General features: G+C 52.2%; 12 protein-coding genes. 7 read left to right on the forward strand and 5 right to left on the reverse strand.

Annotation, left to right across the window (positions count from 1 at the left end; genetic code table 11):
• Nucleotides 1-44: 44 nt before the first annotated feature.
• Nucleotides 45-1,931 carry a biosynthetic arginine decarboxylase gene (speA, locus tag Q8O77_RS05655; RefSeq protein WP_305551876.1) on the reverse strand — a complete coding sequence of 629 codons (1,887 nt, stop codon included), beginning with the start codon at nt 1,929-1,931 and terminating at the stop codon, nt 45-47.
• A 135-nt stretch (nt 1,932-2,066) separates the two neighbouring features.
• Here speA and speE point away from each other — a divergent pair, with 135 nt between their 5' ends.
• The 3 genes from speE (at nt 2,067) to Q8O77_RS05670 (ending at nt 6,270) form a co-directional block, all read left to right on the forward strand.
• On the forward strand, nt 2,067-2,921 hold the full coding sequence (speE, locus tag Q8O77_RS05660; RefSeq protein ID WP_305551877.1) for a polyamine aminopropyltransferase: 855 nt from the start codon (nt 2,067-2,069) through the stop codon (nt 2,919-2,921).
• A gap of 135 nt (nt 2,922-3,056) precedes the next feature.
• Nucleotides 3,057-3,506 (forward strand): DUF4124 domain-containing protein, encoded by a 450-nt coding sequence (locus tag Q8O77_RS05665; protein WP_305551878.1) that lies wholly within the window; start codon nt 3,057-3,059, stop codon nt 3,504-3,506.
• A gap of 184 nt (nt 3,507-3,690) precedes the next feature.
• Complete coding sequence (locus Q8O77_RS05670) at nt 3,691-6,270, forward strand: TonB-dependent siderophore receptor (RefSeq protein WP_305551879.1); 2,580 nt, start codon at nt 3,691-3,693, stop codon at nt 6,268-6,270.
• 49 nt (nt 6,271-6,319) lie between these two features.
• On the opposite strand, the gene Q8O77_RS05675 is transcribed toward Q8O77_RS05670, so the two are convergent.
• Complete coding sequence (locus Q8O77_RS05675; RefSeq protein ID WP_305551880.1) at nt 6,320-6,958, reverse strand: OmpA family protein; 639 nt, start codon at nt 6,956-6,958, stop codon at nt 6,320-6,322.
• Between the two features lie 200 nt (nt 6,959-7,158).
• Between Q8O77_RS05675 and Q8O77_RS05680 the strand changes: the two genes are divergently transcribed.
• The 3 genes from Q8O77_RS05680 to Q8O77_RS05690 all read left to right on the forward strand — a co-directional run bounded on the left by Q8O77_RS05680 (nt 7,159) and on the right by Q8O77_RS05690 (nt 9,938).
• A complete protein-coding gene (locus tag Q8O77_RS05680; protein ID WP_305551881.1) occupies nt 7,159-7,677 on the forward strand; it encodes a DUF4124 domain-containing protein in 519 nt (172 codons plus the stop codon).
• Nucleotides 7,678-7,738: 61 nt separating this feature from the next.
• Nucleotides 7,739-8,845 (forward strand): glutamate 5-kinase, encoded by a 1,107-nt coding sequence (proB, locus tag Q8O77_RS05685; protein WP_305551882.1) that lies wholly within the window; start codon nt 7,739-7,741, stop codon nt 8,843-8,845.
• 13 nt (nt 8,846-8,858) lie between these two features.
• On the forward strand, nt 8,859-9,938 hold the full coding sequence (locus Q8O77_RS05690) for a glycerol-3-phosphate dehydrogenase/oxidase (RefSeq protein ID WP_305551883.1): 1,080 nt from the start codon (nt 8,859-8,861) through the stop codon (nt 9,936-9,938).
• Here the strand turns inward: Q8O77_RS05690 and Q8O77_RS05695 are convergent.
• Both Q8O77_RS05695 and argA read right to left on the reverse strand, forming a co-directional pair.
• Entirely contained in the window at nt 9,921-12,050 is a 2,130-nt protein-coding gene (locus Q8O77_RS05695) for a DUF6351 family protein (RefSeq protein WP_305551884.1), read from the reverse strand. The two genes, Q8O77_RS05690 and Q8O77_RS05695, sit on opposite strands and share 18 nt — an antisense overlap.
• 88 nt (nt 12,051-12,138) lie before the next feature.
• The gene (gene argA / locus Q8O77_RS05700) at nt 12,139-13,458 is read right to left on the reverse strand and encodes an amino-acid N-acetyltransferase (protein ID WP_305551885.1); all 1,320 of its coding nucleotides are present in this window, start codon (nt 13,456-13,458) and stop codon (nt 12,139-12,141) included.
• A gap of 261 nt (nt 13,459-13,719) precedes the next feature.
• Between argA and Q8O77_RS05705 the strand changes: the two genes are divergently transcribed.
• The gene (locus Q8O77_RS05705) at nt 13,720-14,940 is read left to right on the forward strand and encodes a hypothetical protein (RefSeq protein WP_305551886.1); all 1,221 of its coding nucleotides are present in this window, start codon (nt 13,720-13,722) and stop codon (nt 14,938-14,940) included.
• 68 nt (nt 14,941-15,008) lie between these two features.
• Here the strand turns inward: Q8O77_RS05705 and Q8O77_RS05710 are convergent, their stop codons facing one another.
• The gene (locus Q8O77_RS05710; protein WP_305551887.1) at nt 15,009-16,238 is read right to left on the reverse strand and encodes a lytic polysaccharide monooxygenase; all 1,230 of its coding nucleotides are present in this window, start codon (nt 16,236-16,238) and stop codon (nt 15,009-15,011) included.
• Between the last annotated feature and the right edge of the window lie 177 nt (nt 16,239-16,415).

The following is a 16,415-nucleotide window of genomic DNA, read 5'->3' on the forward strand; positions in this document are numbered from 1 at the left end:
AGGCGAGCCTGCTGTTAACACATCCGATCAGCTACCAGTTTACCTTAATCTTCAAAATAGGTGTAACCATAAACGCCGGCTTTCAGTTCATCCAGCATTTCGTCTTTCTTGCTGTCGGTCATCTCTAACTTGGCCAGCTGCCGTGTGTAAGACGCTATCAGCTTATTCGCATCAAACTGCACGTAGCGCAGTACATCGGCTACCGTATCACCTTTGATAATGTTGGTCAGCTTGTAGCTGCCATCATCGGTCAGTTCCACATGCACCGAGTCGGTATCACCGAACAGGTTATGCAGGTCGCCGAGAATTTCCTGGTAAGCGCCCACCATAAACATGCCCAGCAGGTATTGCTGGTCTTCTTTATACAGCGGCAGTGGCAAGCTCGACTCAATACCATTGCCATCGGCGTAGCTTTTCAGCTGGCCGTCGGAGTCACAGGTAATGTCCTGAATAATGGCGCGATGGTTCAGCGGCTCGTTCATCCGCTCCAGCGGCATCACCGGAAACAGCTGGTCAATACCCCAGGCATCCGGCATGGACTGAAACAGCGAAAAATTAACAAATAACTTATCGGCCAATTTTTCATTCAGCTCATCGTGAATAGCGCGGTGTGACCTGGCGGATAAATCCAGATTGGCTTTTACGCGGTTGATGGTAGCAAAGTAAATTTGCTCCAATAACGACCAGTCCTGTAACGTCAGCAAGCCATGCACATACTGAGCATGCGCATCAGTAAAGTAATGCACAGCGTCGTGGTACGCTTCCACCGCGGTGCGCGGCGTAACATTTTGGTACGCTTCCCACAGGCCGAGGATCACGGTGGGGGAGTCTTCGCCAGGCTCCGGTAAGTTTACCAGGCCTGGCGCGCGTTCAATATCAATTGCATCGGTTACCAGCACAGCGTGGTGCGCTGTCATGGCGCGGCCGGACTCGGTAATAATGTTCGGGTGCGGTAAGTCGTACTCGTCACAGACTTCTTTTAAGCCGTTGACCACATTACGCGCATATTCGTACATGGTGTAGTTCATTGAACAGGCTGAGCGTGATTTCGAGCCTTCATAATCCACACCTAAACCACCGCCGACATCAACAGTAGTAATAGGCACACCTAAAGTGCGCAGCTCGGCGTAGTGGCGGGCACATTCGCGAATAGCGTTATGAATGTCGCGGATATTGGCAATTTGCGAACCTATATGAAAGTGCACCAGTTGCAACAACTCAAGCTTGCCGGCGTCGCGCAGTATATCAATGGCTTGCAACACCTGGGTGGCGGTTAAACCAAACTTGCCTTTCTCGCCGCCGGTGTTTTGCCACTTACCTTTACCCACAGAGTTTAAGCGGATGCGGATACCAATCCTTGGCGCTGTGCCTAAGTTATCAATTTCACGCAGCAGGGTTTTTAACTCAGACAGTTTTTCTACTACTACATACACCGTATGGCCCATCATTTGTCCAATAGTGGCTAAGCGTAAGAACTCGCTGTCTTTATAACCGTTACAAACAATTTGCAGCGGCTGATCGGTCACACCCAAAATAGCCATCAGCTCCGGCTTACTGCCGGCTTCCAGGCCCACTTTGCCGCTGTCATGGCTAATCAGTCGTTTTACCACCGAGAATTGCTGGTTTACTTTAATCGGGTAAACCGCGGTGTACTGGCCCTGATAATCTTTTTCTGCTTTGGCCCGCTGGAACGACTTAATCAGCGTATCAACGCGGTGCTGCAGAATATCAGTAAAGCGCACCAGCACCGGCAGGGTTAAGCCTTCATCTTTAAAACGTGCAGTAAGCTCAGGAAAACTGATGCCTGGTTTACTGTGGTCCTGATCCGGATAAGCCACCAGATCACCATCAGTATTAACATCAAAATACCCTTCACTCCACACTGCTACGTTATAGATAGAGCGTGCTTTTTCAGTACCCCAGTCGGCCATTGTCGTTCCTTTAAAATTAAGATGTGCATAGTTTAAAGCCAATGCTGTAAAGCTGCAGCAAAAAACGTCGAAATATTTGTCCTTGGCGGCGCAAGAGGGCAAAATATGCGGCTAATTTGTTTTGAGGGTAATACTATGTCTGGCGACAACACTTGGTTCACTGAAATTTTCGCTCCCAGCGGCAGCGCTTTTGGCCTTGCCATCACCAAAAAACTGGATGAAGTGCAGTCGCCATTCCAGCATATCGAAATGTTTGAAACTACTCACTTTGGTAACCTGATGGTAATTGACGGCGTTATTATGCTCAGCAGCCGTGACAATTTCCTTTACCATGAAATGCTTAGCCATCCGGTGCTGTTTACCCACGCTAACCCGAAGAACGTGGTAATTATCGGCGGCGGCGACTGCGGTACCCTGCGCGAAGTGTTAAAACACCCCGGCGTAGAAAGCGTGACGCAAATTGATATTGATGAGCAGGTTACGCGGATGGCAGAAAAGTACTTCCCGGAGCTGTGTGCCTCGAACAATGATCCGCGCGCTACGTTGAAGTTCGATGACGGCATTAAGTTTATGCGTGAAGCGGCGCCGGAGTCGGTGGATGTCATTATTGTTGACTCCACCGATCCTATAGGTCCGGGCGAAGGCTTGTTTAATCGTGCATTCTACGACAGCTGCCGTAAAGCGCTGCGCCATGGCGGTATTCTGGTGCAACAGAGCGAGTCGCCATTGATCCATATGCCACTGCTCAAAGACATGCGCGGCGCTATGCTGGATGCCGGTTTTGATGCCCTGCAAACGCTGCTGTTCCCGCAAATGGTGTATCCGTCCGGTTGGTGGACCTGCACCCTGGCACGTAAAGGCGCAGCCTTTAACGGTTTCCGTGAAGCAGATGCCGCTGTCGCGCCATTCAGTACAGAATATTACAATGTCGAAGTGCATAAAGCCGCTTCTGCCTGGCCAAATTTTATGAAAAAGGCGTTATTAGCTTAAATGTGCCGGACACCTTTATCAGCCTGATGAAACTGCTACACTAAATTTGCAGCTGAACAAAGAAATAAATTGCGAAGCCAGCTTGCGTATTTGGCAAGCTTTCTGTACATTTATTGCTCATAGGTGGGGTGAAAAATGATGAAATACTGTTACTTGTTGTTTTTAGGTGCATTTTCCGCGCAAGCTGCGGTGTACAAGTGTGAGCAAAACGGCGTAGTTGAGTTTAGCCAGTTTCCTTGTGCTGATGAAGCCGAGCAGGTAGACATGCGGCCACTCGGTACCGCGATGATAGGCACCCGCAGCGAATTTAAACAACAGGTAGACGCGCTGAAACGTCAGGGCCGTTTTGTTGAGTTTCAAATCAGCAAGCTGGAGCAGGAAAAACAACAGCAGCTGGATTTACTTAAGTCAGACTTGTACAAGTTGCGCCGTAGCTTCCCTAAAGCAGAAGAGCTTGCCACTTTACAGCAACGGATTGACCGGACAGAGCAGCAGTACGACGAGAAAATTCAGGCCGAGCGCAGCAATCTTGCCAGTCTGAAGTTAAAAACCGGTAACCTGGAACGGCAATACGCGCAAAACTAAGTATCCCCCTTCGACTAAAAAGCCCCGCAATGCGGGGTTTTTTGTTTCTATAATGGTTTCAAATAAGCATAAATTTATCATGATGATAAATTTATGCTTGCGATGTTAATTTTTGGCTATTTGTGCTAAACCTTGATTGCTGCTTAAGCAGTTGATGACTATACAAATAACAAAAAGGATGCATATGAAAACGTCATTTAAATACTCACTTTGTGCGCTGGCGGTAAGTTCTCTGGGTTATAGCAATGTCTCCTTCGCTCAGCAGAGCGACGAACAAACTGCACAGGTTGAGCGGATCGAAGTTACCGGTTCGCGCATTAAACGCAATGATTTGGAAGGTGCGGCCCCCATCGATATTATTAACCGCGATGAAATTGCGAAATCGGGTTTTTCTAATTTACAGCAGTTGCTGGAGCGTACGCCGGTTGCCGGTACGGGGACTTTCTCTACCCGCGGCAATAACCAGGATTCTACGGCGAATGGTGGCGCTGCCATTAGCTTACGTGGCTTTGGTTCAGACGCTACGTTGGTGTTAATAAACGGTCGTCGCGTGGCGGTCAGTGCTTTTGCCGAGAATATCGCCAACTCTTTTGTGGATATTAACTCTATTCCGGTTGCGGCAATTGAGCGGGTTGAAATTCTGAAAGACGGTGCCTCGGCGGTATACGGCTCAGACGCTGTAGCCGGTGTAGTAAATATTATTTTGCGTAAAGATTTTGATGGTGCAGAGCTGAGCGTAAGCCACGGTGGCACTACCGGGCCATCTTATGATGAAACCTCTGCCAGTTTAGTTTGGGGCACGGAAACGGACGATGCTAACGCTACGTTAATTCTGGATTATTTTAAAAATACCGTCATTACCGGCGCGGAAATGGGCCGTTTTGGTACGGCAGATCAAAGCCCGTACGGTGGCCAGGATTTACGTTCATCGCGCGGTTTCCCCGGTAATTTTATTGTTAACGGCGAAACCCGTATTGACCCCGGTTGTCCGGCCGCTCAGACTTTTGGTGAAACCTGCGTATATGATTATGGTCCCTCAGGTATGGTTATCCCCGCTGCGGAGCGGGTTGGCGCTATTTTCCAGGCCAGCCAGAGCTTTACTGATACCGTTGAGGGCTATGTCGAGTTATCAGTTCAGCATAACCGCTCGCAAGCCGCCGGTGCCGCGACACCTTTAGATGGCGATGCCGGGCTAACAGTGCCGGGCACGCATCCCAACAACCCCTTTGGTGTGGATATAGCGATAAACCGCTTCCGCACTGTCGATGCCGGTGCCAGGGTATGGGACATTGAGTCAGACTCTTTACGCCTGGTTGCAGGCCTGCGTGGTCAGCTAAAGGGCTGGGACTGGGATATCGCCGCGCAAAAAGGCCGCAGTGAATCTATGCAAACCGGCAGCAAGCAACAAGGCTGGGTGCGCACAGATTTCCTGCAGGAACAAATTAACCTGGGCAACTATAACCCTTTTGGCGGCACCTTTAATTCAGCTGAAGTAATTGATGCCATCACTACATCACTGGTGCGTCGTGGCGAGTCACATATTACTGCATACGACGCCAGCATCAGCGGAGAAGCTTTTGCCTTGGGTGATCATATGGTGTCAGTAGCGGCGGGTGTGGAATACCGTGAAGAAGATGCTTTTGACCAACCGGATGACCAGTTTCAACGCGGTCTTATTTTCGGTACTGAATCGGTGTCTGCGCAGGCACAGCGTGATCAATATGCAGCGTACGTCGAATTGCTGATCCCCGTGGCTGACGAGCTGGAATTTACCGTAGCCGGCCGTTACGACCATTACAGTGATTTTGGTTCTACCACTAATCCGCAGTTAACCATGAAATGGCGGCCCGTAGATAACTTCACCATGCGAGCCTCTTTTGGTCAGGGCTTCCGTGCACCGTCTTTGGCACAAATTGGCCTGGGCCCCTCACAGGAATCGGTGTTTTTCACCGACTCTTTCCGCTGTCCGACAGCTGATGCCGGCAACCCTGCCTGCGCGGCCACAGATTACACTATAGTGTTTGTAGGTACTGAGGGCCTGCAGCCGGAAGAATCAGAAACTTTCAACCTCGGTGCGGTATGGCAGGTTACTGATGAATTTGATGTCACAGTGGATATGTGGAGTATCACGCAAGACGGTAAAATAGATAAAAATGACTATGAAAACGTGTATAACGCAGAGTGTAACAATCAAAGCAGTACTGTTTGTCTGCGCTTGGCACCCTTGCCCGGCCAGACGCTGGGTGAGCTATCCAGATTGTTTAACAGCTACGTTAACATCAGCTCTCAGGAAGCCACCGGTATCGATTTATCTACATCTTACCGCTTAGCATTACAGGATATGGGGCAGGTGCGGTTCAGCCTGGATTGGTCTTATATCAGTAAGTTTGAAAAAGACGGTATTGATTACGCCGGTGAGTACAATTATCCGCAACACCGTTGGTTAGCGGCTGCAGACTGGAGCCATGGTGATTGGGGCGTGGTAACCAGCCTGAGCTATGTCGGCGAGTTTGAAGATTATGCTGCACCTGATGTAGTAGAGTCGACAACAACCCGCAGCATTGATGCGCAAATGCTGTTAGATGTGCAAGCCCGTTATAACGTTACTGAAAAATTGCAATTGTCGTTGGGGGTTAACAATTTACTGGATGAAGATCCGCCGTTTGCTATCGGCGATGGTGACGCTGACTTATATGGTTATGCCTCCAGGGTACATAACCCGCGCGGCCAATATGTTTATGGCAAAGTCAGTTATCGTTTCTGAGCATAAAACAAAAACAGCGCCAGGTGGCGCTGTTTTTTTCGGCGAGAGCTTATTCCACTATCGGTTCTATATGAATCTCTACCCGACGGTTTGATGTACGGTTGGCTTCTGAGGTATTCGGCACTACCGGGTAATTCGGGCCATAGCCCTGGGTTTCAACCCGAATAGGCTGTACATTTTGGGCAACTAAATATTGTTTTACACTATCGGCCCGTGCTTGCGACAAGTTCATATTGTATTGATACGGCCCGGTATCATCAGTGTGGCCGGCAATTACCAGCATGGTTTTTTCGTAGTCGCGCAGCACTTTGGCAATATCATTAAATACCGGATACAAATTAGAGCGGATATCCGAGCGGTTAACATCAAAAGTCAACTGAGCCGGAATATCCAACCGCAGTTTGTCGCCTTCACGCACTACTTTAACGCCACTGCCGCTGAGTTCTTCGTTCAGCGCCTTTTCCTGTTTATCCATATAACTGCCAACGGCAGCACCAGCTAACGCACCTACCGCTGCGCCGATAACCAAACGCTTGTCTTTGTGGTTGCCGGTTGCCTTGCCGGCCACGGCCCCTACCACTGCACCAATGGCGGCGCCTTTAGTGGTGTTGGAGTATTCATTGGATGCACAGCCTGCAATAACCAGGCTGGCAGAGACTAAAGAAATTAATAATGAGGAACGGCGCATATTACACTCCGGAAGGTTGGTTATAGCCAGCTTAGTTTAATCAGCTGAATTCGTGCTGAACTATAACGGCTTTGGCTTTGCTGTTTTGTTGTTTTTTTGTATATTTTTGTATGATTTGTTCACTTTACCAGCTTTTTTTTGTATTGTAGGCCGGTTTAGTTGCGCTCAGCATAGCTGAAGCGAATAAAAGGAATTGAATAATGAAAATAATAGCGCGCTTTTTAGTAGTGCTTGGCAGTGCTTGCATGATGCAACCTGTTGTAGCAGAAGTATATAAATGTACAGACAGCAGCGGTGAAGTGATATTTCAGGGCGAACCGTGCCGCAGTGGTGATGAAGTGAAGCTGGATATCCGCTTCGCCGAGCAACCGCAGCAAAGCGTGAATAATCTGATCGCCGGCAGTTGGTGCGAAGTAGGTACCTCAGATGTGCCGGATGGCGTGGTACAGCAAGATACCGCAATGCGTAAGACCTGGATTTTCAGCGAGCGCCAAATGGTGCAGCACATTAGCCAGGAGCAGCGGATGGACACCTTTAAATATCCTATCCGCCAGGCTCCGGGCTCTTTTGTGATCGACCACCCGGCTTTTGGCAGTGGCCAGGTAAGCTGGCAAGTAAAAAAACTGACCGATGAGCAGCTGGTGCTGGCCGCTTATGGTGGCTTTACCCACTTGTCCGCCGGCAATTGCGAAATTGCCATGGCCCGGACAAAGAATTGAATAGACATATAGACGCCCAAACTTTAAGCTGCTGACAATACCGCAGCGTAAAGGTGTGTCTATGTTGAATTCAGCCTGGCGGCGCATTGTTATTAAGGTTGGCAGTGCGCTGATTTCCCCCGATGCCAAAGGGTGTTCTACCCGCTACTTATTGGCGATTGCCCGTTTTATCAGTGAATGTCGCCAGCAAGGTACCGAAGTGGTGTTGGTGTCATCCGGCAGCGTTGCCGCCGGCCGCTCTGCTATCGCCTTTGCCCATCAGCCGTTACCGATCAATATCAAGCAAGCCATGGCTGCGGTGGGGCAAACGCAGATGATGGCGGCCTGGAGCCATCTGTTTGATTTTCGCTGTGCGCAAATTTTACTGACGCATGACGATTTAGCCGACCGCCGGCGTTACCTGAATATTGATAATACCTTACGTACCCTGTTAGCCAACCGGGTGCTGCCTATCGTCAATGAAAACGACAGTGTGGCTACGGTTGAACTAAAGGTAGGCGACAACGACAACCTGGCGGCGATGGTGGCGGTGCTGGTGGATGCCGATGCGCTGATTATTTGCTCGGACATTGACGGCCTGTACAGTGCCAACCCCAGAACCACGCCTGATGCCCGTTTTATCCCCAGAGTCGCGCAGATAGACGCCGGCATTTATGCCATGGCCGGTGGCAGCCATCATGCTATCGGTACCGGCGGTATGCTAACGAAGATTCAGGCCGCAGAAAAAGCCACTAAGCTGGGCGTCGATACCTTGATTATCAATGGCCAGAAAGCCGAAAGCTTTGATGTGTTGTTACGTGGCGAACAGGCCGGCACCTTGTTTGTCCGTCAACAGGACCGGCTTAGCGCAAAAAAGCATTGGTTGCTTAACAGCTTAAAAAGTCAGGGCAGTATTATGCTCGACAGCGGCGCCGTGCAGGCCTTGCTGCACAAAGGCGCTTCGCTGTTGGCCAGGGGCATTACTGCGGTGGACGGCCGTTTTGACAAAGGTGATGCTATTTGGCTGTGCGACAGCGGTGGCAAGCAGTTGGCCAAAGGTATTTGTCAGTACAGCGCGACCGAGCTGCAGTTAATCAAAGGCTTACACAGCCAGCAGATTGCTGATACGCTGGGTTTTTGTCCCAGCGAAGAAGTGGTACACCGGGATGATATTGCGCTGACAAGCTAAAGGCAGGTAGCGAATGAAAATTGCGGTAATTGGTGGTGGCATTAACGGTTTAAGCAGTGCCTGGCAATTGGCGCTGGCCGGGCACGAGGTTAGCTTGTTTGAGCGCGACAGCCTGATGCAGGCCACCAGCAGCGCATCATCTAAATTACTGCATGGCGGCCTGCGCTATCTCGAGCAGGGCGAATTTCGTCTGGTGCGTGAAGCGTTGCAAGAGCGGCGCTGGTGGCTGAAAAAAGCGCCACAGTTAACGCGGCGCTTGCCGATTTTATATCCTTTCTATAACGATTCACGCCGTGCCCGTTGGCAACTTAAAATTGGCCTCTGGCTGTACGACGCCTTTGCCGGTAGAAAAGGTATTGGCCGCCATCGCTGGTTAACGGCGCAGCAGGCGCTGCGCTGCTCGCCGCAGTTAAAGGCGGAGGGTTTAAGCGGGGCTTACCTGTTTTTTGATGGCCAGATGGACGACCAAAAGCTGGGCCTGTGGATGGCAGAGCAATGCACTAAAGCCGGCGTTGCGTTGTTTGAGCATAATCCGGTGCTGCAGGTGGCGGCTGATGCGCGGCTATTGCTGCACAGCGGCTGGCAGCAATTTGACCGTGTTATTAACGTGGCAGGGCCCTGGAGCCAGCAATTGCTTAAGCAATCCGGTTTAGTTCAGCAGCCGCTGGATTTAGTGCGCGGCAGCCATCTGTTATTGCCGCCAATCAGCCGCTATGGCCATATGCTGGAAGTGCCGGGCGAAGCGCGCATAGTGTTTGTGCTGCCGTATCAGGGTAAAACGTTGCTCGGCACCACTGAAGTGCGCCAGCAGTTAGATGAGGCGATTAAATGCTCTGCCGCAGAGCGCGATTACCTGCTTGGCGTATATAACCATTATTTTCAACCGCCATCTTCTGTTGATACGGTGTTGGCCGATTTTGCCGGGGTGCGGCCGTTACTGGGCGGCACTGCCAATGCCAGCAAAGCCAGTCGTGAATATCAGCTTAACTGGCAGGGCCGGCTGTTAACCGTGTCCGGGGGTAAATGGACCACGGCACGGGCGTTGGGGCAGCAGGTTAGTCAGCAAGTGGCGCAGTCAGTAGGGAAACGCTAAATCCTGCGGCAGCGCTTGATCCGGCCGGGTGTAATCACAAACACCAGCCGGAAAAACCGCCCGCAACTGTACAGCATAGGGTTGCATGTCCAGCGGTAAATAGTCGCCCCGGGCTATGGCAGCATCTACGCCGATTAAGGCACAGTTAAACATCAAACCATGTGCGGGCGCTCCGGCCTGTAACCGGCTGTTACGCAGCGGTGGATAGGCCAGTGCGCACGGCTGACCGGCTTGCCAGACTGTGGCACCGCCGGCAATAACATGGCCATCGGCAGCGAAACATTGATCTGTTGCCCCGGCCGGTTTTTGCTGTTGGCTCAGCCATAGATCCATCAACGCTATCGCCTCCGGTACCGGAGTATAGTCGGGGTGGCTGACCCAGATCAGCTGATTATCAGCATGGCCGTTGCGCTGTTGCAGGCGCTCACGTGCGGCAAATGACGGCTCAAGGTGATGCATATCCAGCTGCGGATCTAAATAGTGGCGCAAATCTAAAATGGGTTTGTCTGTCATGCCAAGAAACAGCTGGCCATAGCGGTAGGCGCGGCTAATGGCATCGCGGTTGGCCGCAAAGCGCGGCGCTGTGGCGTTGTCGCCGGAGCTGACAATATTATGCCGGCTAAAGGCGCTAAGCCACAGTGGCGCATCAAGCAACGGCAGGTAGCGAATGTGTTCGGCCTGTTTCTGATGTTGCGGCCGCCAACTGCCAATGGCACGATTTAATGCGATAAAGTCAGCGGGGCTTAATTGGCCGCTGGTTAAAGCGGTTAAACCATATTGCACACCGTTGTTATCCCACAAACTATGGCCAAAGCCATGTTGGTCTTTGCCATAGATGCCGGCCAGATCGCCCCAGTAACTCCAGTTTACCTGCGGCAGTAAGGGATCTGCAGTCAGCCGTTTCAGCTTGCCCTGCGTCGGATTATGCACCAGCGACGATAACCCCAGCCAGGCATTGTGGCACTGCGTAGCGCCGTCCGGCAGTGCCGGCCAAATACCGCTGCTAAGTTGCGCCAGTGCTACTTGCGGGCTGAACTTCAGCGAATACGCAGCAGAGACGCTTAAGCCCTCAAGCAACTGCCGCTGCGTTACCGATTGCCAGCGATCTTTGTCCGCGGCGCTAAAGTAGTAATAGTTATGCAGCAGGTCGCAGTCCAGCGCATACAGGGTTTGGCTGAGCATATCCGGATAGCTGTACAAAGCGATACCGCCATCGAGCAGCTCCGGGTGGTTTTGCAATAACAAATACTGCGCAATGCCGCCGCCGGAGCCGCCAATACCCAGGGTGTAGTCCGGCTGGCCGTACAGGCTGACAAACTGGCGTTTAACGCGGCTGGCGGTATCTTCAGCCAGTAAAAAATTATAGCCATAGCTGGTTTTATTAATGCTGGCGCTGACAACAGCAAAACCCTGGCGCAGCTCGGCCAGCCGGTCGCGGATCAGCCGCTCCGGTCGCAGATAACCCTGGCGGTAGCCAATGCCTACGCCGCCATAAAACTGGTAAATCAGCTTACGGTTCCATAGCGTGGCGCTGTTACGTGTCGTGGTTTCTGCTGCCTGCACCGGCATAAGCAGGTAATAAAAATGCCGGTTAATAGTGCCAAGCTCAAGCCGTACTAACAAATCGCTGGCGGCCGGCTGTTGTTGCCGATACCGGCTGATGCTGCCATCGGCACTAACATAAAAATACATTAGCTGCGCCGGGTGCAGGCAGTCCTTGCTGTAGCCGGCAATTTCACCCTGCTGTGTTACAGCTATGCCAAAACCTTGTTGGTTGTCGACCAGCGGCGCATCCAGCCCCTGCCTGACAAAATCACAATACAGCGGGTAGCTCAGGCCGCCGCTGTATAGCGGCATTAGCGGTCCGGGTTCGCCAAGTGGTATTGGATAAGGGTAGGGATCTTGCGGTCTGGCGGTAAAACGAATATGGCCGTTAATCTGTAATAACGGTCCGGGCTGCGCCGGCGCTATGCTCTGCACCGGGTTGGGCTCACGCCAGCGCTCGCCGGGGCTGGCGCTGTTGTAGTACACCAGGTAGAGCGGCAGCAATAGCAATAGCAATAGCAATAGCAATAGCCAGCCGGCTTTATAGCGTTTGAGTGAAGAAAGCATCTGACAGCTCCGTTGCCGGCTGCGGTCAGTTAAGCTTAGCTAAAGAATGTGCCGGCTGCCGCGCCATAGCCGCGCAACCGGCAGGGTGTTACAGGGTGATGGCGAGAATTTTTGAGCGACGCTGATAGTTATACAGCTGCTTTTTCTGTGCCGGTAAATCATCTACTGTCAGCAGTTCAAAACCCTGCTCTAAAAACCAGTGAATACTGCGTGTGGTTAAGGCAAACAGCTTGTCGTATTTGCGTTGTCGCGCTTGCTGGATCACCGCTTTGAGCAAGATGCTGCCGCGGTCGGCATCACGGTAGTCCGGATGCACCGCTAAGCAGGCAAATTCGCCGACATTTTCTTCCGGAAACGGATACAAGGCGGCACAACCAATAACCAGGCCGTCGCGTTCAATTAAGGTAAACTGGTTAATTTCCATTTCCAGTTGCTCGCGTGAGCGGCGCACCAGCAAACCTTGTTGCTCCAGCGGCCGGATTAAATCCAAAATACCGCCGATATCAGAAATGCTGGCGGCACGCAGTTTTTCCGCCGACTCGGTAACAATCTGCGTACCGATACCATCGCGGGAGAACAGCTCTTGCAGCAAGGCGCCGTCTTCATCGTAACTGACCAGGTGGCAACGCGGTACGCCCGCGCGGCAAGCAGTAATGGCAGCATGTAAAAACGCCAGCGTGCCGGGGCAGGCATCAGGTTGCTGTTCCATCTGCAGCATAATTTTTTCTGCCGCGTTGGGCATCAGTTCGGCGGTGATGTCGCCATTTTCACCAACAATGCCGCCAATTTCACTAAAGCCAATCATCTTGTCGGCTTTCAGCTTTACCGCCACTTGGGTAGCAATATCTTCGGCGGTTAAATTAAAGCTTTCACCGGTTACCGAGGCGGCTATCGGCCCCATTAATACTATGCCGTTGTTATCCAGCTGGCGGCGGATACCGGCAGCGTCAATGCGGCGTACGCGACCGCTGTGGTGGTAGTCTATGCCTTCATCTACGCCCAGCGGCTGGGCGATAACAAAGTTACCGCTGACCACGTTAATTTGCGCGCCCTGCATCGGGGTATTGCTTAAGCTCATCGATAAGCGCGCAGTAATATCCAGTTGCAGGGCGCCGGCCACCTGTTTTATCAGCTTGAACGAGTCATCATCGGTAACCCGCACACGGTTGTGGTAAGTGGGTTCCAGCCCGGCTTGCTGCAGCGCGGCGTTAATTTGCGGCCGTGCGCCATACACCAGTACCACTTTGATGCCCAGGCTGTTTAGCAGAGCAATGTCATTAATAATGCTGCGAAAGCCACTTTGACTAATAGCCTCACCACCGAGCATCACCACAAAGGTTTTGCCGCGGTGAGCGTTAACATAGGGGGCAGACTGGCGAAAACCGGAAACAAGTTCAGTAGTGCGCACGGGCGTTGGGCTTCCTTTTGATAAGACAATAGCTATATAGGACATAAAGATGGCAGCTGTATGACAAAATGCCAACTATAGCTGCGGCAAAGGCGGCATTTTAGGTGATGAGTGGGTTTATATCCACTTTTAAAGAATATTTATTCCGTATTATTGTGGTGTATTCTGGCCCGCTTGAATTGCAGCTGTCGACTGCTTATTGTAAAACGATGTAATTATGTTTTCACCGCTCGCTTAACCTCTGCAGAGCAGGAGCAACGGATGCAAAAACAACACAGTAAAGGCAGTAAAACGCCGGTCGGGGGTATCGCCAGTAACAATAGAACCGGTTACAAGGTGATGCTGGCTATGGGCGCGGTCTTTTTTGTTGTCGGTGTGCTCATCAGCTATCCGGCGCTGACTGAAGAGCTACCCAAAGCCAATTATGCGGTATTGCTGGTACTGCTGTTTCCGCTGGTAGGCGCCTTGTTGCTATGGCAAGGCCGCCGCAAGCTGCAGCACTGGCAGAAAATTGGTAAAACACCGTTTTTTGCTGAGCCTTTCCCGGGTAATGCCGGCGGTCAGGTAGGTGGCTACTTTACGCTGCAGCATGGCCGCTTTACACAGATGCCGCAAGCAGAGCTCAGTTGTCTGCATGTATATCGAAGCGGCAGTGGCAAAAACCGCACTACCCACCGTCAGCCGCTGTGGAGCGGGCAATGCGGTGTGTTCCGTATGGTAGACGGCAAACACTGGCTGATACTGGACGTGCCCGACACGCTACCGGCCACCGGCAAAGACCCGCGTTACAAAGGCCGGATAGAATGGCAGCTAAGCTGCAAAGGTCAGCTGCAGCAAAAGCAGGAACAGCTTGAATTCAGCCGGCAATGGACACTGCCGGTGATCGCAGGTAACGCACGTTGTAGCTGGCAGCCCGCTGCTGCAGAGCTTGAGTTGCAGCAACAACAGCGGCAGGTCGCGGCTTTTGACGCTGCGGCCAGTCAGATCCAGCAACAGGTGCAGGGCGATACCTTGTACTTAGTCAGCAAGGCCGGCCGCCATACCGGCACCGCTTTGTCGCTGATGTTATTTGGTGGCATTTTCACCGCCGCCGGCGTGTTTCTCACTTTTGAGGCACTCAGCCAGGGCGGTATGCTATGGCTAATGGCACTGGTGTTTACACCGATAGGCCTGTTGATTTTATGCTTTGGCCTGTTTTGGCTCGGCCGCAGCCTGCAAGCCAGTGTCGCACCCGGCGAAATACGGATGCTGCGTACTATGTTCGGACTCCGGCTGTATCAGCGCCAGGCAGCATTAACCACCCCGGAACAGCTACAGATTAAACAGACGATGGTGTCGACAAATGGCGAAGGCGAACGCACCGAATACTATCGGCTGCAAGCTGAGGTAGATGGTAAAACCCTGGTACTGGCAGAAGGCATAATCGGCCGCGATGCGGCTGAGGCGTTAAAGCAGCAGGTGCTTGAGGCGTTGCTGCGCTGATTATTGCAATGAGAACAGGCCGCGACTGCGGCCTGTGTTATTTCTACGTTATTAGCTTTATAAAGTAATTACCAACTACATAACTGCGTCCAGCTGCTGTCGCTGCCGGGCAAGCTTTGTGTCCACCAGTTGGCTTGATACAGCGCGTTTTGGTAAATCAGCTTATCGCTGGCAGCTGCATGGCTGGGTTGGCCTTGCCAGTCTGATTGCGGCCAGTTCGGGTAGCTGTTAATTGTGCTCAGGTCATAACCCGGGCAATTGCCTGGTGGATTATCACCGTCATCATCGCCGCCGTTATCAGCAGCCGGGCGCAGGTCGAGGTTATAAAAATGGCTGTTATCCCGCGCATAGGCGCGATTTGCTGCTAAATCACTGCTAAATTCCACATTATCGCCACTTAACAGCCCAAGTTGCAGCAGGTTGCTGTATTGGCTGTTTACCTGCGCTGCCAGCTTGGTGGCCCACAGCGCATTGCCGATATTGGCGTTGGTAATTTGCCAGCTTTCGTCGATAAGCTCCTGGCCATCGGCATTAAACAGCCGCAGCCGGGCATAACCGCCGACTTCAGCCGGCGTTTGCAGGTTAACGTAAGCGCCTTTATCAAACCACAGCGGCGCCGGCGTATCGCCGCCGCCATTCACCAGCTCTATGTCGGAGCAGTTATAAAAGCCTTCACCGACCACGTCGACCCGTTGCCAGCGGGTATACAACACAGCCGGCCCGCTGCGATCAGTTGGCAGTGGCACTTGTAAGGTGTAATAACCGGTGTCGGCGGGCACATCACTTTGCTGGTAAATCAGTTCCAGTTGGTTCCAGCTTAATGGAGTCGCTGCGGCATCGAAGCCGGGTTTGCTTAAGTAAATTTGCCAGAAACTGGGGTTATGCGGCGTAGTGGCGCGAAAGCGCAGCGTGAGCTCACTGCTTTGCGCCAGATCGATAGTGGTGCGCTGCCATTCGGCTGACGGAATATCGATACCGCTTTTGTTACTGTCGCCGGCGGCACACAGGCTGCCGTCACTGACTACGTTTTGCACTGCTGCCATATTGCGGTAGTCGCCGACGTTAGCGGAGAATTCGTGGTGTTGCGTTAGCATATAACCGCCGGACTCTTGGTAGGCAGCGCGGCAGGCGGCATTAGGCATACCACTGCCATCGGCCGGCCACCAGTAGCCACCGTCGTCTTTACAAATTTGCTGCCGCGCTTTGGGGTAGTCGACATAACCATGGCTGCTAGCCTGCAGACTGAACAGCAACGCACTGGAGGTGAGTAGTATCGGGAGTAGATTTTTGCTTTGCATAGTGGTTTCTCTTGGTTATCAGGCAAGGCGCTCCGGGTCGAAGTCCTTCTCAGGCTCGCCACAGCAACTCGCCCGCACTGGCGTGCGGACTCAGACACTCTGTGGCGCCCTGATAAGGCATCGACCCTCGCAAGGAAAAGCGGTAAGTTTGCGGCTCACCGTTTTGCGCTCTGTCGC

This window comes from Rheinheimera sp. (assembly GCF_030690345.1).
In the GTDB taxonomy this organism is placed as follows: domain Bacteria; phylum Pseudomonadota; class Gammaproteobacteria; order Enterobacterales; family Alteromonadaceae; genus Alishewanella.